This is a genomic window from Geodermatophilus obscurus, from assembly GCF_900143215.1.
In the GTDB taxonomy this organism is placed as follows: domain Bacteria; phylum Actinomycetota; class Actinomycetes; order Mycobacteriales; family Geodermatophilaceae; genus Geodermatophilus; species Geodermatophilus obscurus_A.
The window spans coordinates 1-20330 of record NZ_FRDM01000055.1; the positions used below are offsets into that span (position 1 = coordinate 1).

The 20330-nt window shown below is 76.8% G+C and carries 21 protein-coding genes and 2 tRNA genes; 12 read left to right on the forward strand and 11 right to left on the reverse strand.

Translation table 11 applies throughout. The features are described from left to right. The 4 genes from BUB17_RS23400 to BUB17_RS23415 form a co-directional block, all read right to left on the reverse strand. The coding region (locus BUB17_RS23400) for a PHP domain-containing protein (protein ID WP_244277447.1) at positions 1-347 on the reverse strand (347 nt) is incomplete at its 3' end. Positions 348-424: 77 nt separating this feature from the next. Continuing rightward, the gene (locus tag BUB17_RS23405) at positions 425-973 is read right to left on the reverse strand and encodes a DoxX family protein (protein WP_083606566.1); all 549 of its coding nucleotides are present in this window, start codon (positions 971-973) and stop codon (positions 425-427) included. A 35-nt stretch (positions 974-1008) separates the two neighbouring features. Further along, complete coding sequence (locus BUB17_RS23410; RefSeq protein ID WP_072921057.1) at positions 1009-1626, reverse strand: phosphatase PAP2 family protein; 618 nt, start codon at positions 1624-1626, stop codon at positions 1009-1011. A 134-nt stretch (positions 1627-1760) separates the two neighbouring features. Next, the gene (locus BUB17_RS23415; RefSeq protein WP_072921058.1) at positions 1761-2294 is read right to left on the reverse strand and encodes a CGNR zinc finger domain-containing protein; all 534 of its coding nucleotides are present in this window, start codon (positions 2292-2294) and stop codon (positions 1761-1763) included. A gap of 148 nt (positions 2295-2442) precedes the next feature. Here BUB17_RS23415 and BUB17_RS23420 point away from each other — a divergent pair, with 148 nt between their 5' ends. The 3 genes from BUB17_RS23420 to BUB17_RS23430 all read left to right on the forward strand — a co-directional run bounded on the left by BUB17_RS23420 (position 2443) and on the right by BUB17_RS23430 (position 3974). After that, complete coding sequence (locus BUB17_RS23420) at positions 2443-3648, forward strand: MFS transporter (RefSeq protein WP_072921059.1); 1206 nt, start codon at positions 2443-2445, stop codon at positions 3646-3648. A 143-nt stretch (positions 3649-3791) separates the two neighbouring features. Further along, positions 3792-3880 (forward strand) — tRNA-Ser (locus BUB17_RS23425). 21 nt (positions 3881-3901) lie between these two features. Continuing rightward, positions 3902-3974 (forward strand) — tRNA-Arg (locus tag BUB17_RS23430). A 281-nt stretch (positions 3975-4255) separates the two neighbouring features. Here the strand turns inward: BUB17_RS23430 and BUB17_RS23435 are convergent. Together BUB17_RS23435 and BUB17_RS23440 are read right to left on the reverse strand one after the other, a co-directional pair. Beyond that, positions 4256-4615, reverse strand: a complete 360-nt coding sequence (locus BUB17_RS23435) for a hypothetical protein (RefSeq protein ID WP_072921060.1) — start codon at positions 4613-4615, stop codon at positions 4256-4258. Between the two features lie 178 nt (positions 4616-4793). Further along, entirely contained in the window at positions 4794-6104 is a 1311-nt protein-coding gene (locus BUB17_RS23440) for an alpha-hydroxy-acid oxidizing protein (RefSeq protein ID WP_072921061.1), read from the reverse strand. A gap of 245 nt (positions 6105-6349) precedes the next feature. Here BUB17_RS23440 and BUB17_RS23445 point away from each other — a divergent pair, with 245 nt between their 5' ends. The 9 genes from BUB17_RS23445 (at position 6350) to BUB17_RS23485 (ending at position 15545) form a co-directional block, all read left to right on the forward strand. Then, complete coding sequence (locus tag BUB17_RS23445; RefSeq protein ID WP_072921062.1) at positions 6350-7063, forward strand: hypothetical protein; 714 nt, start codon at positions 6350-6352, stop codon at positions 7061-7063. 25 nt (positions 7064-7088) lie between these two features. Further along, positions 7089-7604, forward strand: coding sequence for a MarR family winged helix-turn-helix transcriptional regulator (locus BUB17_RS23450; RefSeq protein ID WP_072921063.1), 516 nt, complete (start codon positions 7089-7091; stop codon positions 7602-7604). Between the two features lie 180 nt (positions 7605-7784). Then, entirely contained in the window at positions 7785-9284 is a 1500-nt protein-coding gene (locus tag BUB17_RS23455) for an HAD-IIIA family hydrolase (RefSeq protein ID WP_072921064.1), read from the forward strand. Next, positions 9281-10333 carry a glycosyltransferase family 9 protein gene (locus BUB17_RS23460; protein WP_072921075.1) on the forward strand — a complete coding sequence of 351 codons (1053 nt, stop codon included), beginning with the start codon at positions 9281-9283 and terminating at the stop codon, positions 10331-10333. The genes BUB17_RS23455 and BUB17_RS23460 overlap by 4 nt, the downstream gene beginning before the upstream one ends. Then, on the forward strand, positions 10330-11322 hold the full coding sequence (locus BUB17_RS23465) for a glycosyltransferase (protein ID WP_072921065.1): 993 nt from the start codon (positions 10330-10332) through the stop codon (positions 11320-11322). Before BUB17_RS23460 ends, BUB17_RS23465 begins: the two co-directional genes overlap by 4 nt. After that, a complete protein-coding gene (locus BUB17_RS23470; RefSeq protein ID WP_072921066.1) occupies positions 11319-12521 on the forward strand; it encodes a glycosyltransferase in 1203 nt (400 codons plus the stop codon). Before BUB17_RS23465 ends, BUB17_RS23470 begins: the two co-directional genes overlap by 4 nt. After that, positions 12518-13183 carry a D-sedoheptulose-7-phosphate isomerase gene (locus BUB17_RS23475; protein WP_072921067.1) on the forward strand — a complete coding sequence of 222 codons (666 nt, stop codon included), beginning with the start codon at positions 12518-12520 and terminating at the stop codon, positions 13181-13183. The genes BUB17_RS23470 and BUB17_RS23475 overlap by 4 nt, the downstream gene beginning before the upstream one ends. After that, a complete protein-coding gene (rfaE2, locus tag BUB17_RS23480) occupies positions 13180-14583 on the forward strand; it encodes a D-glycero-beta-D-manno-heptose 1-phosphate adenylyltransferase (RefSeq protein ID WP_072921068.1) in 1404 nt (467 codons plus the stop codon). Before BUB17_RS23475 ends, rfaE2 begins: the two co-directional genes overlap by 4 nt. A gap of 32 nt (positions 14584-14615) precedes the next feature. Continuing rightward, the gene (locus tag BUB17_RS23485) at positions 14616-15545 is read left to right on the forward strand and encodes a glycosyltransferase family 9 protein (RefSeq protein WP_244277448.1); all 930 of its coding nucleotides are present in this window, start codon (positions 14616-14618) and stop codon (positions 15543-15545) included. Between the two features lie 136 nt (positions 15546-15681). Here BUB17_RS23485 and BUB17_RS23490 read toward each other — a convergent pair whose 3' ends face one another. The 5 genes from BUB17_RS23490 to BUB17_RS23510 all read right to left on the reverse strand — a co-directional run bounded on the left by BUB17_RS23490 (position 15682) and on the right by BUB17_RS23510 (position 20215). After that, positions 15682-17325 carry a substrate-binding domain-containing protein gene (locus tag BUB17_RS23490; RefSeq protein ID WP_072921070.1) on the reverse strand — a complete coding sequence of 548 codons (1644 nt, stop codon included), beginning with the start codon at positions 17323-17325 and terminating at the stop codon, positions 15682-15684. Positions 17326-17416: 91 nt separating this feature from the next. Beyond that, positions 17417-18394, reverse strand: a complete 978-nt coding sequence (locus BUB17_RS23495; RefSeq protein WP_072921071.1) for a UDP-glucuronic acid decarboxylase family protein — start codon at positions 18392-18394, stop codon at positions 17417-17419. Between the two features lie 190 nt (positions 18395-18584). Then, entirely contained in the window at positions 18585-18818 is a 234-nt protein-coding gene (locus tag BUB17_RS23500) for a DUF2630 family protein (RefSeq protein WP_072921072.1), read from the reverse strand. Between the two features lie 36 nt (positions 18819-18854). Beyond that, entirely contained in the window at positions 18855-19778 is a 924-nt protein-coding gene (locus BUB17_RS23505; RefSeq protein WP_083606567.1) for a prephenate dehydrogenase/arogenate dehydrogenase family protein, read from the reverse strand. After that, positions 19775-20215 (reverse strand): PaaI family thioesterase, encoded by a 441-nt coding sequence (locus tag BUB17_RS23510; RefSeq protein WP_072921073.1) that lies wholly within the window; start codon positions 20213-20215, stop codon positions 19775-19777. The genes BUB17_RS23505 and BUB17_RS23510 overlap by 4 nt, the downstream gene beginning before the upstream one ends. Between the last annotated feature and the right edge of the window lie 115 nt (positions 20216-20330).

Consider the following 20330-nt stretch of genomic DNA (forward strand, 5'->3'; position numbering starts at 1 on the left):
GAGTGGTCGGTCAGCGCCATGTACTCGTGGCCCAGCCCGATCGCCGCCTCCGCCATCTCGCGGATCGGGCTGCCGCCGTCGGACCAGTCCGAGTGCACGTGCAGGTCGCCGCGCAGCAGGGCACGGAACTCGGCGACGTCGTCGGCCAGCGGCACCAGCTCGCCGTAGGACTCCTCGAGGCGGGCCAGGTACTCGGGCACCTCGCCGGCGTGCGCCTGCACGATCGCCGCGCCGGTCTTGGGCCCGATGCCGCGGAGGTCGGTGAGCGTCCTCGTGCGGATCCGCCGGTCGAGCTCCTCGGGACCCAGCGTGTCGACGACGGCCGCGGCGGTGCGGAAGGCCGACACCCGGTGGGTGGGCTCGCGGGCGCGCTCCAGGAGGAAGGCGATCCTCCGGAGCGCGGCCGCGGGCGGGAGCGGGTCGCTCAGCGGGAGCCCTTCTTGTACTGCTTCTCGGCCTTCCGCTGGGCCTTGGCCGCGCGCTTCTGCGCCCTCTCCAGGCTCTTCTCGGTGCTGTCGGCGGCCCGGGATGCCGCGCGGCGGGCGCGGTAGCCCACCGACGGCTTGCCCTCGGTGTCGACGGCGGCGATCAGCAGCCCGCCGAGCAGGCCCAGGTTCTTCAGGAAGTGGGAGAGCTGCCCGAAGCGCTCCTTGGGGTCGTCGTGCTCCCAGAAGCGGTGCCCGGCCAGCGTCGTCGGCACGATGCTGGCCGAGAGGGCCAGCGCGGACAGCCGAGGCAGCCGGCCCAGGGCCAGCAGCGATCCGGCGGCGACCTTCACCCCGGCATCGATCTTCACCCACTGCTCGACGTCGCGGGGCACCTGCACCGGCAGCTGCTGGTCGGCCGTCGTGGCGATCTGGTCGACGACGGGCGCGGCACCCGGCACCCGGCTCTGCGGGTTGCGCAGGGTGTCGATGCCGCCGTAGACGAACGACGACGCCAGCAGCGGCCGGGCGATCCGGCGGACCAACATGGAGGACCTCTTTCCGTCGGGGACTGCAGGTCTGCTCAGTGCCCCGACCCGCGCCGGGACACCCTGACCGGACCGTAGTGAGGTCGCCGCCACTCCGCTGGGTCAACGGCGCCCGCCGGCAGCGGGCGGGCCTGCCCCGGCTCCCAGCGTCGGAGGCCCACGGCGATCGCGGCGCCGAGCGCCAGGCCGGCGACGACGTCCCCCGGGTAGTGCACGCCGACGTGCACCCGCGAGTAGCCGACCGTGAGCGCGAGCGGCGCGAGCACGGCCCCGGCCGTCGGGCACTCCAGGGCGACGCCGATGACGAAGGCCCCGGCCGAGGAGGAGTGCCCGCTCGGGAACGAGTGCGTGGTCATCGTGTGGGGCAGCAGGCGGTGCACCGGGTGGGCGCCGAGGTCCGGACGCCGGCGGCCGAACACCGGCTTGAGCGCGGTGTTCACCAGCCCGCTGGACACCGCCATCGACGTCAGCCCGCGGACCGCGCCGCGTCGAAGCGCACCGCGGCGCACGGCCATGAGCGTGCCGGCGGCCATCCAGAGACGGCCGTGGTCGGCGGCGGTGGTGAGCCGGCGCAGCCAGCGGTCGGCAGGGGAGTTCGGCAGCCCGCCGACGAGGGAGTGCAGGCGCGCGTCCCAGTGCCGGGCGCCCACCATGCGCGCGACGCTAGCGGTGCGCGGCGGCCCCGTCCCGGGCACCGCACCGAGCTCACGAGGGGTGGGGAGGTCGGGCGGCCCCCTGCGGGGTCCCGCCGCGAGGTCGCGAGCGGTGGGGGGCAGGGGGTCCTCCGTCAGGTCTTCTGGCGGGCGCGGTAGGCGGCGACCGTCGAGCGGCTGGCGCAGGTGTTGGAGCAGTACCGGCGGCTGGCGTTGCGGGAGGTGTCGACGTAGACGTCGTCGCACCCCTCGGCCGAGCAGACGCCGATCCGCTGCCACCCGTGCTGGACGACGACCTGCGACAGGCCCATCGCCACCGTCGTCGTCAGCTGCTCCAGCAGCGGCGCGTCGGGGCGGGCGTAGTGCAGGTGCAGCTCGCCGTCGTGGTCGGTGGCGTAGGGCTGCGGGTGCGCCAGCGCGAGCAGCGCGTTGAGCCGCTCGAGCACCTCGGGTTGCGTGGTGGCCACGGCGACCGCCCGCACCAGGTCGGCGGTCGTGGCGGCCTGCCCGCTCTCGGCGGGGGAGAGCTCGACGACAGTGCCCGGCTCGAACCACTCGCCGTGGGCGCGCAGGAAGGCCGTGGCCCAGTCCGGACCGGCGTCCCGGTCGGCGTTGGCCAGGTCGATGGCCAGCTCGACCGCGGTGGACCCGTAGGTGTCGTAGTCCATGGCATCCCCTACCGCTGGTGTGCCGTCGACACGCCGTAGGCGTCGTCCGTCACTTGACCCCCTACGTGTGCGTCCGTAGCGTGTAGGGAGTCAACGCTGTTTGACTCCCTACTCTTCCCATCCGCGTGCTACCCGAAGCGAGTTCGTCGTGCGTTCGTACCTGTCCGTCTGGCGCCTGCCGTCCGCCCCGGTGCTGCTCGTCGCCGGTTTCGCCGGCCGTCTCCCCTCGGCCATGGTCCCGCTCGCACTGCTGCTCATGGTGCAGCAGCAGACCGGTTCCTACGCCGTCGCCGGCCTCGCGGCGGCCACCTACGGCCTGGCGATGGCCGGGATGGCGCCGGTGCTCGGCCGGCTGGCCGACCGGCGCAGTCCGCGCCCGGTGCTGGCCGCGCAGGCCGCGGCCTACCCGTTGCTGCTGACCCTGCTCGTGGCCGTCGTCCTCGGCGGTGCCCCCACGGCGGCGATCGTCGCCGCCTCGGCCGCCGCCGGCGCCGGGACGCCGCTGGTGTCCGGTGCGGTCCGTGCGCTGTGGTCCCGGGTCGACCCGCGGGTGCGCGGCACCGCCTACGCCCTCGACGCCACCGCCACCGAGCTGGTCTTCGTGGCCGGCCCGACGCTCGTCGCCACCCTCGCCGTGCTGGCCACCCCGGCGTGGGCGGTCGCCGTCGCCGGGGTGCTGGCCGTGGCCGGCGCTCTCGGCATCGCGGCCTCGGGCGCGATGCGCAGCTGGGTGTCGGTGCCCGTGGTGCACCGCACCAGCGCGTTCGCCACGGTGCTCGCCCCCGGCATGCCCCGGGTGCTGCTCAGCGGCGCGGCGCTGATGCTCGGCTTCGGTGCGCTCGAGGTCGCCGTCCCCGCGTTCGCCGACGCCGCCGGGGCGCCCGGGATGTCCGGTGTCCTGCTGGCCCTGTGGTCGCTGGGCTCGGTGGCCGGCGGGCTGTGGTTCGGCGCCCGGGTGGTCAGCGTCTCGCTGCCGCGGCAGTACCGCTGGCTGCTGCTCGGCGTGACGATCGGCCTGGCGCCGCTCGTCGCGGCCTCCGACCCGTGGGTGCTCGGTGCGCTGCTGTTCCTCGGCGGGACGGCCATCGCGCCGACGTTGACGGTGCAGAACTCGCTCGTCGGCGCGATCGCCCCGGCGCACGCCACCACGGAGGCCTTCACCTGGCTGTCGACGATGGCCACCGGCGCCTCGGCCATCGGCGCCGCGCTCGGCGGTGCGCTGATCGAGAGCTCGGCCGGGGTGAACGGCAGCCTGCTGCTCGCCGTCCTCGGTGCTGCCCTGGCGGTGCTCGTCACGCTGGTGCCCGGCCGGCGCCCGGCCCGCGAGCGGGTGTCCCAGCCCGTCGCCGCCTGAGGTCGCGGGTGCGCGGGGAGGGACGTGTCGGGTCCTGTCGGTGCCTCTCCCCCTGCGCACCGTGAGGTCAGGGGCCCCTGGCGGAACGCCTCCCGGGGCGCTGGTAGTCTCTTCTCGGTGGTTCCGGGGGGACCCGGACCTCGGGAGGCTTCGCCTAGTCCGGTCTATGGCGCCGCACTGCTAATGCGGTTTGGGTTAATCCCCATCCCGGGTTCAAATCCCGGAGCCTCCGCGCACGATAACTGAACAGCACGCACCCGTAGCTCAACGGATAGAGCATCTGACTACGGATCAGAAGGTTAGGGGTTCGAATCCCTTCGGGTGCACGTCTGGTTGAGACAGCACGGCGGCTCCGTCCTCCGGGACGGGGCCGTTGTTCTCTCGTCCGGGGTCCTCCCGACCGACCGACCCGCTTCCCGGGCCTCCCGGTGTTGATCATGGGCTCCTCGTACGCGACACGGCAGGACGCGCCGCCGAGAACGACAACGACCCCCTGATCACTGCGGGGTGGGCGGGACGGCGGATCCGGCGTGGCCCCGTTGATGCCATGAGGCCTGCCCCCCGCCGACAGGCAGCCGGTGGATGTCCCCGCCCACCCTTGAGTTGATCATGGGATTGATGCAGGCAACACGCGCGGACACGCCACGTGCAGCGGCAACAACGTCATGATCACCGCGCGCCGCGCGCCGCGCGCCGCGCGCCGCGCGCCGCGGGCCGCGGGCCACGGGCGGCGGACGGCGGGGCTGCCGCGCTGGCCGAGGTCGCCAAGGCCGGGCACGTCCGCGACGCGCTGGCGCCCCGCGTGGGGCACCCGTTCCGGGTCGACGTCCTGCCGCCGCGGATCTCCTTCGAGGAGGCCCGGGCACTGCGCCCGGCCGACGTCGCGACGCCGGTGGCGCTGGTCGGCGTCGGCGGTGACGAGCTGGCCGCGGTCGGCTTCGACCCCGGGGCCGGCCCCGGACGTCACCGGCTGACGGGAGCCACGGGGGATGAGGGGCGGGGGGCCGGTCCTGACGGTCTGGCCGCGTTGGTCGGTCCTCCCAGCAGTGGGAGGCCACTCGTTACCGGCTGCCCCCGCCCGGACTCCACTGTGACCCCCGTCACACGGCCGGGTCAAGGCCGCACCGGCGTGTCGGCTCCGTCGCTCAGCCGACCCGGCGCAGCACGTCGGGGGAGAGCTGGTCGACCGCCGTGTGGCCGCTGAGCCCGAGCGTCAGGTCGAACTCGCCCAGCACGTCGGACACCACCTGGCGCACGCCCTCCTCGCCGGCCAGGGCCAGTCCCCAGGCGAACGGCCGGCCGAGCAGCACCGCCCGCGCGCCGAGCGCGACCGCGGTGAGGACGTCGGCGCCGCTGCGCACTCCGCTGTCGAGCAGCACCGGCGCCCGGCCGCCCACCGCGGCCACCACGTCCGGGAGCGCGTCGAGCGCCGCGATCGAGCGGTCCACCTGCCGGCCGCCGTGCGTGCTGACCACCACGCCGTCCACGCCCTCGTCGAGCGCCCGGCGGGCGTCATCGGGGTGCAGCACGCCCTTGAGCACGATCGGCAGCCGGGTGCGGGCCCGTAGCCAGGCCAGGTCGGCCCAGGTGATCGAGGGCCGGGAGTAGATGGACAGGAACGTCTCCACCGCGGCCCGCGGCAGCGGCGAGCGCAGGTTGTCCAGCAGCGGTCCCGGCCAGGCCCGCGCCATCCCGACCAGCGCGCGCACGGCCGGCAGCGTGGGCCGCGGCTGGCGGTCCCGGCTCGCGGCGGCCCCGACCTGGGCCGGCGCGGGCGCGGCACCCGCCCGCTCCTCGACCAGCCGGCGGAACACCGGGTCCGAGGTGTACTGGGCGATCCCCTTGCCCAGCGCGAAGGGCAGGTGCCCCAGGTCCAGGTCGCGGGGGCGCCAGCCGAGCATCGTGGTGTCGAGGGTGACCACCAGCGCGTCGCAGCCGCTGACCTCCGCGCGCCCGACCAGGCTCTCCACCAGCTCGTCCGAGGTCGACCAGTACAGCTGGAACCAGCGCGGCGACGAGCCCATGACCGCGGCGCACTCCTCCATCGACACCGACGCCTGGTTGGAGAAGACCATCGGCACGCCGAGGGACGCCGCCGCGCGCGCCACCGCGAGGTCCGCCGCCGGGTGCACCAGCTCCAGCGCGCCGACCGGGCCGAGCAGCAGGGGGGCGGGCAGCCGCCGTCCGAACAGCTCCACCGAGGTGTCCCGGGCGCTCACGTCCCGCAGCACCCGGGGGACGACGGCGTACCGGTCGAACGCCGTGCGGTTGGCGCGCTGCGTGGTCTCGTCCCCTGCCCCACCCGCGACGTAGGAGTAGGCGCGGCCGCCCAGCCGCTCGCGCGCGCGGCGCTGCAGCGCCCGGGCGGCGGTGGGCACCCGCGGCCGGTGGCCGTACACCCCCGCGCGGTAGACCTCGTCCTGCCGGCGGCGTCCGGTGCCCGCTGCTGAGTCCACGACGGCACCGTAGTGAGCGCTGGGTCACAGCCCGTCAGACGGTCGGGTCATCCTTTCGCGGACACGCCGTAGCGACACGCGCGACCGGCCGGTAACCCGGGTCGACGGCCCGCTTCCCCCGGCATCATGGGCGGCACCGGCGCACCGCAGGCGCGCCGGCGCGGAACCAGGGGGACGTGCACGTGCAGGTGGCCACTCGGCCTCGTAGATGGGCCCGGCTCCACGCGCCGGTCCGCTCCCCACTCGTGCCCCGCGGTGCTCCCGCGGCCGCCACCCGGCCGGCGTCCGTCGTGGGCGTCGTGGTGCTCGCCCTGCTGTGTGCCGGCATCGCGTTCGCGGGCCCCGCGGCCGCCGTCGACGACGACACCCGTCCCGAGGCCCGCGTCACCCACGGGCCCAGCTGCCGCCCAGGCGGTGTGGTCGTCGAGGTCACCGGCGGCACCGTCGGCCACGCGGTCACGCTGGGCACCAGCCGCCGTCCCGCGGGGGAGCAGAGCGCGGAGGTCGCCCCCGGCGCCGTCGTCGTCCTCAGCACCGGCCCCGTCGACTGGGGCGAGACCATCGACCCGTTCCTGCAGTACGCGGCGCTGGACGGCTCGGGCGCCGGCTGGGTCGACGACCTCGCCGGCTACGACTTCACCCGGCCGGCCGCCGAGGACTGCGCGGCCATCAGCCCGCCCGCCGGCGCGGCGGTGGTCCCGCAGTCCGGGAAGGCGGGGCCGATGCCGGTCCCCGGCCCGTCCGACCCGAGCAGCACCGCGCCCGCCGGGACCGTCGACGGCACACCCGCCGTTCCGGTCTCCGCGCAGGAGGCGGCCGCGGTCGCCGACGGCGCCTCCTGGCCGGTGCTGGCCGCCGGCGGCGCACTGGTCGCCGCCAGCACGGGCCTGGTCCTCGTCGCCGGGAGCCGGCGGCCGGGTGGCCGTCCCCCGGCACCTCGGTCCTTCGGGAGCGCCTGAGCGCTCCGTCGGCGACGATGGACGGGTGGCCCGCCCCGAGGACGCCCTGGCACCGGACCTCCCCGCCGAGCACGTGCCCGGGGACGTGGCCGACGTCCCGGGCGCGGCACCCGGTCCGGCCGAGACCTGGCTGCGCATCGTGCAGGTGCACGACCGCATCACCCGCCGCGTCGACTCGGCGCTGCACCGCCGGCACGACCTCTCGCTCACCGGGTACGAGGCGCTGCGGCGGATCGCCGAGGCCCCCGGCGAGCGGGCCACGATGGGCGAGCTCGCCGAGGCCCTCGGGATCTCCCGCGCCGGGGTGACCAGCACCGTCAGCCGTCTGGTCGCGGAGGGCCACGTCGTCCGGGAGCGCTCGTCCGGCGACAAGCGGCTGCTGCACGCCCGGCTCACCCCGGCCGGGCGGGCGAAGGTCGAGGAGGCCCGCCCCACCCACGACGGCCTGGTCGCCCACCTGCTCACCCTGCTGGGGAACGACGCCGCCGTCGTGACCGACGCCCTCGCCCGCGTCTCGGCGGCGGCGCGAACCCGCCGCTGACGAAGGACCCCACTGCCCCCCGCCAGGGAAGGACCCCGTCCTCCCCACCCCTCGCAGGCTCGGGGCGGTGCCCTGGACGGGGCCTGCGGCGGGACCTGCAGGGGGGCCGCACGCGACTCGTCCGGGGACACTTCAAGCCCGTAGTGTTTCCACTCCAGCCAAGGCGGGCAGGACGCGAACATGCAGGTGGGGATCGAGCAGTGCTCCGTGGTCGTGCCGACCGTCGGCCGGCCGTCCCTGGACGTGCTGCTCGACGCCCTCGCGCGGGCCCCCGGGCCGCGTCCGGCCGAGCTGGTCCTGGTCGACGACCGGCCCACCGGGGCACCGCTGCGACCGGAGCGGCCCGGCCTGCCGCCGGTGCGCGTGGTGCGCACCGGCGGGGGCGGCCCCGCCCGCGCGCGCAACCTCGGGTGGCGCAGCGTGCGCACCGAGTGGGTGGCCTTCCTCGACGACGACGTCGTCCCCGACCCCGACTGGTACCAGCAGCTCGCCGCTGATCTCACCGCCCTCTCTCCGGATGTCGCCGGCAGCCAGGGCCGGGTGCGGGTGCCGCTGCCGGAGGACCGCCGGCCCACCGACTGGGAGCGCGGCACCGCCGGCCTGGCCACCAGCTCCTGGATCACCGCCGACCTCGCCTACCGCCGCGCCGCGCTGGCCGCGGTCGGTGGCTTCGACGAGCGCTTCCCGCGCGCCTTCCGCGAGGACTCCGACCTGGCGCTGAGGGTGCTGGACACCGGCGCCCGGCTGGTCCGCGGGCAGCGCTGGATCACCCACCCGGTACGCCCGGTCGACCGCTGGGTGAGCGTCCGCGTGCAGGCCGGGAACGCCGACGACGTCCTCATGCGGCGGCTGCACGGCCCCGGCTGGCGCGAGCGCGCCGACGCGCCGCTGGGCCGCCGGCCGCGGCACCTGGCGGTCACCGCCGCCGGGCTGATCGCCGTCGGCCTCGCCGCCGCCCGCCGCCCGCGCGCCGCGCTCGCCGCCGCCGCGGCCTGGGCCGCCGGCACCGGAGAGTTCGCCTGGGCGCGGATCGCCTCCGGCCCGCGCGACCGCGCCGAGATCGCCACCATGCTCGCCTCCAGCGCTCTCATCCCGCCGCTGGCCACCTGGCACGTCCTGCGCGGCGCCGTGCAGCACCGGCGGGTGCGGCCCTGGCGCGGGCTGCCCGACCTGGTGCTGTTCGACCGCGACGGCACCCTCGTGCGCGACTACCCCTACAACGGAGACCCGGCGCTGGTGAAGCCGGTGCCGGGCGCGCGGGAGGCCGTCGACGCACTGCGCGCCCGCGGCGTCCGGGTCGGCGTGGTGAGCAACCAGTCCGGCGTGGCCCGCGGGCTGATCACCCGTGCGCAGGTCGACGCCTGCATGGCCCGCCTCGACGAGCTGCTCGGCCCGTTCGACACCGTGCAGGTCTGCCCGCACGGGCCGGACGACGGCTGCAGCTGCCGCAAGCCCGCGCCCGGCATGGTCAAGGCCGCCTGCGCCGAGCTGGACGTCGACCCCGCGCGCTGCGTGGTCATCGGCGACATCGGGGCCGACGTCGAGGCCGCGGCCGCCGCCGGGGCCGCCGGGATCCTCGTCCCGACGCCGGTCACCCGGAAGGCCGAGGTCGAGGCGGCCCCCCGCCGGGCGGCGACGCTGCCCGGGGCGGTCGAGCAGGTCCTGGCGGGTGAGTGGTGAGCCGCACGGTCCTGGTCGCGCGGCTGGACTCGGTCGGCGACGTCCTCGTCCAGGGACCGCTGGTGCGCGCCGCGGCCGCCGGCGCCGACCGCGTCGTGTTCCTGGCCGGCCCGGCCGGCGCCGAGGCGGCCCGGTTGCTGCCCGGCGTCGACGAGGTGGAGACCTGGGCCTGCCCCTGGATCCTCGGCGACCCGCCGCCGGTCGACGCCGCCGATCTCGCCGCGCTGACCGGCCGGATCCGCGCCCTCGCCCCCGACGAGGCGGTCGTCTCCACGTCGTTCCACCAGTCGCCCCTGCCGCTGGCGCTGGTGCTGCGCACCGCGGGCGTGCCGCGGATCTCCGCGATCAGCGTCGACTACCCCGGCTCGCTGCTCGACGTCCGCCACCGGGTGGACGACGACCTGCCCGAGCCCGAGCGGGCGCTGTCCCTCGCCCGCGCCGCGGGCTTCGACCTGCCGCCCGGCGACGACGGCCGGCTCGCCGTGCGCCGCCCACTGCCCGAGCTGCGAGATCTGCACACTGGTGGCCATCGGGGACCCGATGGCCACCAGTGTGCAGATCTCGCCCCGGGGTACGTCGTGCTGCACCCCGGGGCGTCCGTCCCCGCCCGCGCCTGGCCCGCGCACCGGTGCGCCGAGGCGGTCGAGGCGCTGGCCGACGCCGGGCACCGGGTGCTGGTCACCGGCGGGCCGCGCGAGCGGGAGCTCACCGCGGCCGTCGCCGGCGCCCGCGGCGTCGACCTCGGCGGTGCGCTGGGCCTGGCGGAGCTGGCCGCGGTGCTGGACGGCGCCGCGGCGGTCGTGGTCGGCAACACCGGCCCGGCCCACCTGGCCGCCGCCGTCGGGACGCCGGTCGTCTCGCTGTTCTCCCCGGTCGTGCCGGCCGCGCGCTGGGCGCCCTACGGCGTGCCCACCGTGCTGCTCGGCGACCAGGGCGCCCCCTGCCGGCTGACCCGGGCCCGCGAGTGCCCGGTGCCCGGCCACCCCTGCCTCGGGTCGGTGACCGCGGACGACGTCGTCGCGGCTGTGGAGAAGGTGGTGAGCGCGTGAGGGTCCTGCTCTGGCACGTGCACGGCTCGTGGACGACGGCGTTCGTCCAGGGCCGGCACGAGTACCTGCTGCCGGTGACCCCCGGGCGGGGCCCCGACGGGCTGGGGCGGGCGCGCACCTGGGACTGGCCGGCGTCGGCCCGCGAGGTGACGCCGGAGCAGCTGGCAGAGGTCAGCGTCGACGGTGGTGTCGATGTGGTGGTCCTGCAGCGCACGCGCGACCTGGAGCTGGTCCGCGAGTGGCTGGGCCGCGAACCCGGCCGGGACCTGCCCGCCGTCTTCCTCGAGCACAACGCGCCGGGGCTGGAGCCGGGCGACGGGCCGGTGCCGCACACCCGGCACCCGCTGGCCGACCGCGACGACATCCCGATCGCGCACGTCACGCACTTCAACGAGCTCTTCTACGACAACGGCCGGGCGCCGACGACGGTCGTCGAGCACGGCATCGTCGATCCCGGCGAGCGCTACACCGGCGAGCTGGCGCGGGCCGCCGTCGTCACCAACGAGCCGGTGCGCCGGGGCCGCACCGTCGGCGCCGACCTGCTGCCCGGGCTGGCCGCCGTCGCCCCGCTGGACGTGTTCGGCATGGGGCTGGCCGGGCTGCACGAGCGCTACGGCCTCGACCCCGGCCGCGTCGCGCTGCACGACGACCCGCCGCAGGCCGCGATGCACACCGAGCTGGCCCGCCGCCGGGTCTACGTGCACCCGGTCCGGTGGACCTCCCTCGGGCTCTCCCTGCTCGAGGCGATGCACCTGGGCCTGCCGGTGGTCGCCCTGGCGACCACCGAGGTGGTGGAGGCGGTACCGGCCGAGGCCGGCGTCCTCTCCACCCGTCCCGGCGTCCTGTGGGACGCCGTCCGCACCTACCTGCACGACGAGGACGCCGCCCGGCTGGCCGGCAAGGCGGCACGCGCCGCCGCGCTGGAGCGGTACGGGCTCCCTCGCTTTCTCAGGGATTGGGACGTCCTTCTCGAGGAGGTGACCCGGTGAACGTCGACCTGGTGTCGGAACACGCCAGCCCGCTCGCCGCGATCGGCGGCGTGGACGCCGGCGGGCAGAACGTGCACGTCGCCGCGCTCGCCGCGGGCCTGGCCCGCCGTGGGCACGCGGTGACCGTGCACACCCGCCGGGAGGACCCGGACCAGCCCGACCGCGTGACCACGGCCGACGGCTACGACGTCGCGCACGTGACGGCGGGACCGGCCCGGGTGCTGCCCAAGGACGACCTGCTGCGGCACATGCCCGAGTTCGCGTCGGTGCTCCGCCGCGAGTGGGTGCAGCGGCCGCCGGACCTGGTGCACGCCCACTTCTGGATGAGCGGGCTGGCCGCGGTCGCCGCAGCCGGCGACGTCCCGGTCGTGCAGACCTTCCACGCACTCGGCTCGGTCAAGCGCCGACACCAGGGTGCCGCCGACACCTCGCCGCCGCAGCGCGTCGAGCTGGAGCGTTCGCTGTGCCGGACCGTCAGCCACGTGGTCGCCACCTGCTCCGACGAGGTCTTCGAGCTGCGCCGGCTGGGCCTGGACAGCGACCGCGTCTCGGTCGTGCCCTGCGGCGTGGACACCACGGTGTTCACCCCGCGCGGACCGGTCGCGCCGCGCGGCGACCGGAAGCGGCTGCTCGTCCTCGGCCGGCTGGTCGAGCGCAAGGGGCAGGAGGACGCCGTCCGCGCGCTGGCCGCCGTCCCCGACGCCGAGCTGGTCGTCGTCGGCGGGCCCCCGGCCGCGCAGCTGGACGACGACACCGAGGTGCGCCGGCTGCGCGCGGTCGCCGCCTCCCTGGGGGTCGCGGACCGGCTGGTCTTCACCGGCGCGGTGGCCCGCGCCGACGTCCCGGCGTGGATCCGCTCGGCCGACGTCGTGCTGGCCGTGCCCTGGTACGAGCCCTTCGGCATCACCCCGCTGGAGGCCATGGCCTGCGGCCGGCCGGTGGTCGCCACCGCGGTCGGCGGGCTGCAGGACTCCGTGGCCGACGGGGTCACCGGCGACCTGGTCCCCGCGCGGGACCCGGCCCGGCTCGGCGCGGTGCTCGCCGACCTGCTGGCCGACGACGCCCGCCGCGCCGCCTACGGCGCGGCCGGGGTGCAGCGCGCCCGCAGCCGCTACCGGTGGGCCCGCGTGGTCGCCGACACCGACACCGTCTACCGGCAGGTCCTGGCCAGTCGCCGTCCCGTGGAGGTCGCCCGATGAGTGTTCCGCCCCACTCCGCCGGCGAGGTCGTCTCGCCGGACACCTGCACGCACCTGACCGGCGCCGACCACGTCGCGTCGCTGACCACCGCGCTGCGGTCGCTGGACGGGCAGCTCGACGCGCTCGACCGCTGGGGGCGGCTGCTCGCCGACGTGCTGTGCGGCGAGCACCGCGGCCGGCTGCTCGCGGCGGGCAACGGCGGCAGCGCCGCGCAGGCGCAGCACCTGACCGCCGAGCTGGTGGGCCGCTACCGGGCCGACCGGCCGCCGTTCTCGGCGATCTGCCTGACCGCGGAGACCTCGTCGTTGACCGCGATCGCCAACGACTACCCGGCCGACGAGCTGTTCGCCCGCCAGGTGGAGGCGCACGGCCGGGCGGGCGACGTGCTGGTGCTGCTGTCGACGTCGGGCCGCAGCCCCAACGCCGTCGCCGCCGCCCGCCGGGCCCGGGAGTGCGGCATCACCGTGCTGGCGATGACCGGACCGGCGCCCAACCCGCTGGCCGCGGTGGCCGACGACGCGGTCTGCATCGACTCCCCGTGGACGGCGACGGTCCAGGAGTGCCACCTGGTCGCGCTGCACCTGGTGTGCGCGGCCTTCGACGCGGCGGTGCTCGCCGAGCCGGCCCGCGTGCCGGAGACGCGGCTCGGGGTCGTGCAGTGAGCGCGTCGGGGCCGCTGGTCGTCGTCGGCGACGCGCTGCTCGACGTCGACCTGGTCGGGACGGCCTCGCGGCTCACCCCCGACGCCCCGGTGCCGGTCGTCGAGGACGTCGAGGCCCGCGAGCGGCCCGGCGGCGCGGCCCTGGCGGCGGTGATCGCGGCCCGGGCCACCCGCCGGGAGGTCGTGCTGGTCACCCCGATGGCCGACGACGAGGGCGCCGACCGGCTGCGCGCGCTGCTGGCCGGCCGGGTGCGGCTGGTGGAGGTCCCCGCGACGGGCGGGACGGCGGTGAAGCGCCGGGTCCGGGTGGGCGACCACTCGGTGGCGCGCATCGACAGCGGCGCCCCGGTGGCCGGGCTGGGCACGCTGCCCGACGAGGTGGCCGTCGTCGTGCGCGCCGCCGCCGCGGTGCTCGTCGCCGACTACGGCCGAGGGACGACGGCCGACCCCGCCGTCCGCGCCGTGCTGGCCGAGGCCGGCGGGCCGATCGTCTGGGACCCGCACCCGCGCGGCGCGGATCCGGTGCCCAACGCGCGGCTGGTGACGCCCAACGGCGCCGAGGCCGCCCGCGTGGCCGCGTTGGCCGGAATGGCCGGGATGGCCGCCGGAGTGGCCGCCGAGGGCGACGGGCTGGCCGCGGTCGGGGCGCGGGCCGAGGCGCTGATCCGGCACTGGGGGGTCGGCGCGGTGGCCGTGACCCTCGGCGCCCGCGGCGCGCTGCTCTCCTACGGCGAGGGCGCGCCGATGGTCGTGCCCGCGACGCCGGTGACCGGCGGTGACCCGTGCGGCGCCGGTGACTCGTTCGCGGCCGCGGCGGCGCTCGCGCTGGCCGACGGCGCGGTGACCGGCGAGGCGGTGGCGGCCGCCGTCGCGTCCGCCGGCGCCTTCGTCGCCCGGGGTGGTGCCTCGGCCTGGGACGTCGAGGCCGCACCCGGGCCGGACGTGGCCGCCGAGCCCGGGGTCGAGGGCGTGATCGCCCGGGTCCGCGCGGCCGGCGGGACCGTCGTCGCGACCGGCGGCTGCTTCGACCTGCTGCACCCCGGCCACGTGGCGACGCTGCGGGCCGCCCGCGGGCTGGGCGACTGCCTGGTGGTGTGCATCAACTCCGACGAGTCGGTGCGCCGGCTCAAGGGCCCGTCCCGGCCGCTGGTGACCGCGGCCGACCGGGCGCGGGTGCTCGAGGCGCTGGAGTTCGTCGACGCGGTCGTGGTGTTCGACGAGGACACCCCGGCCGAGGTGATCGGGCGGCTGCGGCCGGACGTGTGGGCCAAGGGCGGCGACTACGCCGGCGCCGACCTGCCCGAGGCCGCGGTGCTGCGGCGCTGGGGCGGGCAGGCCGTCGTGCTGCCCTACCTCGACGGGCACTCCACGACGGCCCTGGTCGAGCGCTCCCGGGTGTGACAGGACCCCCTCACCCCCCACCGCTCGCGGTCGTGCTCAGGCCGCTGGGGCTGGGGGACCTGCTGACCGGGCTGCCCGCGATCCGCGCGGTGCGGGCGGCCGTCCCCGGCCACCGGCTGGTGCTGGCCACGACCACGGCGCTCGAGCCGCTGGCCTCGTTGATCGACGCGGTCGACGAGGTGCTGCCCGCCCGCGAGCTGGAGCCACTGGACTGGTCCGGCCCGCCGCCGGAGCTCGCCGTCGACCTGCACGGCAAGGGGCCGGCCTCGCACGTCGTCGTGGCCGACCTGCAGCCGGGGCGGCTGCTCACCTTCGGCAGCCCCGGCTACCCCGGGCCGACCTGGTATCCCGACGAGCACGAGGTGCGGCGCTGGTGCCGGCTGGTCGCCGAGGGGCTGGGCGTGGACGCCGATCCCGACGCCCTCGACCTGGCCGTGCCCTCCGTGCCCGCGCCCGCCCCGGCCGGCGTCGCGCTGGTGCACCCGGGAGCGGCGTTCCCAGGGCGGCGCTGGCCCGCCGACCGGTTCGCCGCCGTCGCCCGGCACCTGGCCACACACGGCCTGGACGTGCGGATCACCGGGGGCCCGGCCGAGGTGCCGCTCGCGAGGGCGGTGGCCGATGGCGCCGGGCTGGAGGAGGGCGCCGTGCTCGCCGGGCGGACGACGACGCTCGAGCTGGCCGCGGTGGTCGCCGGCGCACGGGTCGTGGTCAGCGGCGACACCGGCCTGGCGCACCTGGCGACCGCCTACCGCCGTCCCTCGGTGGTGCTGTTCGGGCCGGTGTCCCCGGCGCTGTGGGGGCCGCCGGCGCGGGCTGGGCGGGGCGGAGGGCTGCAGCACGTCGTCCTCTGGCACGGGGACGGGACCGGGGACCCGTGGGGCACCGAGCTCGACCCGGCGCTGGGGGAGGTGACCGTCGAGGAGGTCACCGCGGCGCTCGACGACCTGCTGGCCCGCGCTTGACCCTGTCCCTGCCGCACCTCTCCCCCTGCTTGCACAGCGGAGCAGGGGGAGAGGTTGGTGCGTGGATGTCCTGGGGCCGACGCAGGGGCCCAGGGCGACGGCACCTGTCCGCGGTGTCGGCCGGAGGGCCGCGGTGTCACCGCTGCCGCAGCGCGTCGAACAGGACCGTCTGCAGGTCCGTCGGGTCGACCGCGGAGTAGGCCGCGCCGCCGGTCACGTCCGCGATCTGCTCGAGGACACCCAGGTCGGCGTCCGGGCCGAGCGCGACACCGATGACCTTGATCGGCCGGTCGGGGTCGGCCTCGCTGCGCAGCGTGTCCAGGAGCTCGCCGAGGTCGACGCCCTGGGAATCCTCGTTCGTCCCGTCGGTGACCACCAGCACGCTGTTGACGGCGCGCGGGTCGAAGTCCGCCCGCGCCGCCCGCACCGCGTCCAGCGTGGTGTCGTACAGGCCGGTGCCGCCGGGGCTGAGCCGGTCGGGGATGGTGTCGAGCTCCTCGTCGAGCAGCTCCCGCTGGACGGTGCCCTCGACCTCCGCCTCGAGCTGCCGCGTGGGCACCACCTCGGTCCAGTCGCGCTCGCCGTCCAGCTCGGCGGCGAAGAACCACAGCCCGAGCGCGAAGTTGCCCGGCACCAGCGTGAGGGTGCTCTTGGCGGCGTCCCGGGCGAGCGTGGCACGGGTGCCGTCGCCGGCCGGGGCCTCCATGGAGGTGGAGATGTCGAAGACGGTGAGGATCCGGGACGGCGCGGCCAGCTCCGACAGCTGCGCCAGCAGCGCCTGCACCTCGGCGGGGTCGAGCTGCAGGGCCTGCGGGGCGGCCTCGCGGACCCCCGCCGCCTCGGCACCGGCCGGCGCGGTGCCGTCGGCGTCGCGGAAACCGGCCTCGACGACGGCGGAGCGCGCGGCGTCCGAGGTGAGCGCGCGCACCGCGGCGTCCACCGCGGCGGCGTCGGGAGCCGAGGCGGTGCCGACCCGGACCAGCGGGTGGTCCAGCCTCGGCGAGCCCTCCTCCGGGTAGACGGCGACCAGCTGCGGGTCCTCGTCGTCGGCGTTGGCCGCCCACACCTCCTGCTCGCTGACCGGCACCAGCGGCGCGTCGGCCGCGCCCTCGCTGCCGGCGGCCAGCGCGTCGGCCGCGGAGACCGACGGTCCCCGCTCCGCGGCGAGCACCGCCTGCACCACGGCGTTGCCGGCGTCCTCGCCGCCGCCCAGCGACGTCCGCACGGCGCCCAGCGCGGCGAGGGCCTCGGCGCTGGTCGCCAGGTCCGGAACGGCGATGCCCTGCTCGCTGGCCAGCGCCGCACCCCACCCCGGCGCCTCGTCGGTCCAGCCCAGCGCGTCCACGGCCGCGCGGCTGGTGGCCAGCACCACGGGGGAGGTGGCGACCGATCCGGCGGTCTCCAGGGGGGCGTCCCCGGCGCGGGCCACCCACAGCGAGGAGTCCGGCACCCACAGGTGCGGCAGGTCGGCGGCGTCCAGCGCGCCCAGGTCGCCCACGGTCTGCACCGGCTGCTGAGCGGTCACCTCGGCGGACGCGCAGTCCCCGGGACGCAGCCCCTCGGCGCCGGTGAGCAGCTGCTCGGCGACGGGGGCGAGCTCGGGGGCGACGGCGAGCCGCACCACCGCGGTGCTCTCGCAGTCGCCGTCCCCGGCGTTCATCGCCCACACGGTGATGCCGCCGGCCAGCAGCACCACCGCGGCCACCGCGGCGGCGATGAGCACCTGCGGCGTCAGCTGCGCCGACCGGCGCGCGGCAGAGCGGGCAGCGTGGCGGCCCATCGAGGAGCTCCCCCGTCGAAGTGGTCAGCGTCTCCGGCGACCCTCGCGACCGCCCACTACACAGTAGATGCGATCCCTGACCATGCGTGGATCACCCGGCGCGGACGTCCGCCGCCTGCAGCTGCGCGGCGAACCACGCCACCGTGCGCCGCAGGCCCTCCTCCGAGGGGACCGTCGGCTGCCAGTCCAGCAGCTGCTCGGCGCGGGTGGTGTCGGGACGGCGGACCTTCGGGTCGTCCACCGGCAGGTCGATGAAGGAGATCTCCGACGACGAGCCGGTCAGCTCGACGATCCACTCGGCCAGCCGCAGCACCGACAGCTCGTCGGGGTTGCCGATGTTGACGGGGCCGGACTCACCGGAGAAGGCCATCGCGAGGATGCCGCGCACGGTGTCGTCGACGTAGCAGATGGACCGGGTCTGCGAGCCGTCGCCGGCGACGGTCAGCGGGCGGCCGGCGAGCGCCTGGCCGACGAAGGCGGGGATGGCGCGGCCGTCGTCCGGGCGCATCCGGGGACCGTAGGTGTTGAAGATCCGGACGATGCCGGTGTCGGTGCCCTTCGACGTCCGGTAGGCCGTCGTCAGGGCCTCGCTGAAGCGCTTGGCCTCGTCGTAGACGCCGCGCGGGCCGACGGGGTTGACGTTGCCCCAGTACTCCTCGGTCTGCGGGTGGACCAGCGGGTCGCCGTAGACCTCGGAGGTGGAGGCGAGCACGTACCGGGCGCCCTTCTCGTGGGCCAGCCCGAGGGTGTGCAGGGTGCCCAGGCTGCCGACCTTGAGGGTCTCGATCGGCATCTTCAGGTAGTCCAGCGGGCTGGCCGGCGAGGCGAAGTGCAGCACCAGGTCGACGTCGCCGGGCACGTGCACGAAGTCGGTGACGTCGCAGCGGACCAGCCGGAAGCCGGGGTGCTCCAGCAGGTGGACGACGTTCTGCGGCGAGCCGGTGAGGAAGTTGTCGAGGCAGACCACCTCGACGCCCCGCTCGAGCAGGTGCTCGCAGAGGTGCGAGCCGAGGAAACCGGCACCCCCGGTGACCACCGCCCGCCGGATCGTCCGTGCCGCGCGCACCATGCCTGCTCCCTCCACGAACCCGACGCGCGACCGTGCGCGCCGGAGCGGCTCCTACCCCGTGATCACCAGCGCACACACTTCGACGTCTAAGTGTTCGGGCCGTTGCGCGTGCCGGCCCCCTGCATGAGGAGGCCCGCGCTCCCCACCCGGCACAGGCTCGCGGCGGGACCCTGCACGGGGGCCGAGGCCTTCACTGGAGGTAGCCCTCGACCTGCTGCTCGGGGCGGGGCGAGGCCTCCTCGGGGTCCTCGCCGTACTGCCGCTTGGCGTCCCGTTGGCGGATGAGGTCCCACAGCTGGTCGCGCTCCTCCTCGACCTGACGGAGCCGGGCGCGCTGCTCGTCGGTGTGCTCCCCGCTTCCCCGCAGTCGGCGCTCCTCCTCGACGAGCGCCTCGATGCGGCCGCGGATCTCGCTGTCGTCCATGCCCGCTCCCTGCCCGCCGCGGAGCGGGCGAAACGGTCAGCGCGACGGCACCGGCAGGTGGCCCTCGACGAAGGCCGCCAGCCGCCGGGTCACCGCCCCGCCCGCCCGGCCCAGCGACAGCAGCGCGGCCCGCTCCAGCGGCACCCGCACCGGACGCCGTCCCGCCGGGCTCCCCGCGCGCACGGCGTGCCCGGCGGCCACCAGCTCCGGCCACGGGCGCGCCAGCTGCTCCAGCACGCGGGTCAGCGCGGCGGTCGTCGGGGCGGCGTTGCCCTGCACCATCGCGGTGACGAAGGCGGGGTCGCTGCCGATCACCCGGGTGCCGTCACGGAAGCTCCCGGCGGCCAGTGCCAGCGCCAGCGGGCCGGCCTCCCCGGCAGCGGCGGCCAGGGCCGCGGCCAGCAGGTGCGGCACGTGGCTGACCGCGGCCACGGCGTCGTCGTGCTCGGCCGCGGTCGCCGGGACCACCTCGGCGCCGACGGCCAGCGCGACCTCGGCCACCCGCAGCCAGCGCGGCAGCTCGGTGCCCGGCTCCAGGCACAGCGCCCAGCGGGCACCGGTGAACAGGCCGGGGTCGGTCGCCTCGTGCCCGGAGCGCTCGGTGCCGCACATGGGGTGCCCGCCCACGTAGCGCCCGCCCAGCGCCGGCCCCAGCTCGGCGAGCACCGGGACCTTGACCGAGCCCAGGTCGGTGACGGTGGCGTCCGGGTCGACGTCGAGCCCCTCGAGTGCCGCGGCCACCGCCGGCAGCGGGACGGCGAGGACGACGACGCCGGTCAGCTCGCGGGCGATCCGCACCCCGTGCGCGGCGGCGGCCTCTCGGGCGGCGGGGTCGACGTCCCAGCCGGTCACCTGCCGGCCGGCCGCGACGAGGGCGGCGGCCAGCGACCCGCCCAGCTGGCCCAGCCCGACGACGCCGACCGGGGGAGCGGGCATCGTCGGCACGGGGAAGGAGGTCACCGGGCTTCCCAGGCGGTCTCGGTGCGGAACACGCGGGCCAGCGCGGTGGCCACCAGCCGGCCGTCCTGGGCGCGGGCCTCGATGCGGTAGACGGCGGTGCGGCGGCTGCGGTGCAGCTCGGTGCCCTCGGCGACCAGCCGATCACCCGGCCGGCCGGGGGCGAGGAACTCGGTGTGCACGTCCTGGGCCACCGCAACGGTGCCGTGGCTGTTGCTCACCGCCGCGTGGACGACGTCGAGCAGGGCCATCGTCGCCCCGCCGTGCGCGGTGCCGACCGTGTTGAGCAGTTGCGGGCCCACCGTCATCGCGGCGCGGGCGTACCCGGGCCGGACCTGTTCCAGCACGATCCCCAGCAGGTCGGCCAGCGGGTCGGCGGCCAGCCGGGAGAACAGCGCGGGGGCGACGTCGGCTCCGTCGTCCGGAGCGGGATCGGCCATGATCAGAGGCTATGACCCATGCGCTCCTCCGGCCCCCGCGCGCCGCGACCCCCGCGCTCCTCCGGCCCCCGCGCGCCGCGACCCCCGCGCTCCTCCGGCCCCCGCGCGCCGCGAC

Excerpts from the sequence above, each read along its gene's own strand:
- BUB17_RS23410 (WP_072921057.1), bottom strand. The coding sequence starts at position 1,626 with ATGGTGGGCGCCCGGCACTGGGACGCGCGCCTGCACTCCCTCGTCGGC.
- BUB17_RS23405 (WP_083606566.1), bottom strand. The coding sequence starts at position 973 with ATGTTGGTCCGCCGGATCGCCCGGCCGCTGCTGGCGTCGTCGTTCGTC.
- BUB17_RS23455 (WP_072921064.1), top strand. The coding sequence starts at position 7,785 with ATGCAGGTGGGGATCGAGCAGTGCTCCGTGGTCGTGCCGACCGTCGGC.
- BUB17_RS23495 (WP_072921071.1), bottom strand. The coding sequence starts at position 18,394 with ATGGTGCGCGCGGCACGGACGATCCGGCGGGCGGTGGTCACCGGGGGT.
- BUB17_RS23500 (WP_072921072.1), bottom strand. The coding sequence starts at position 18,818 with ATGGACGACAGCGAGATCCGCGGCCGCATCGAGGCGCTCGTCGAGGAG.
- BUB17_RS23510 (WP_072921073.1), bottom strand. The coding sequence starts at position 20,215 with ATGGCCGATCCCGCTCCGGACGACGGAGCCGACGTCGCCCCCGCGCTG.
- BUB17_RS23475 (WP_072921067.1), top strand. The coding sequence starts at position 12,518 with ATGAGTGTTCCGCCCCACTCCGCCGGCGAGGTCGTCTCGCCGGACACC.
- BUB17_RS23490 (WP_072921070.1), bottom strand. The coding sequence starts at position 17,325 with ATGGGCCGCCACGCTGCCCGCTCTGCCGCGCGCCGGTCGGCGCAGCTG.
- BUB17_RS23415 (WP_072921058.1), bottom strand. The coding sequence starts at position 2,294 with ATGGACTACGACACCTACGGGTCCACCGCGGTCGAGCTGGCCATCGAC.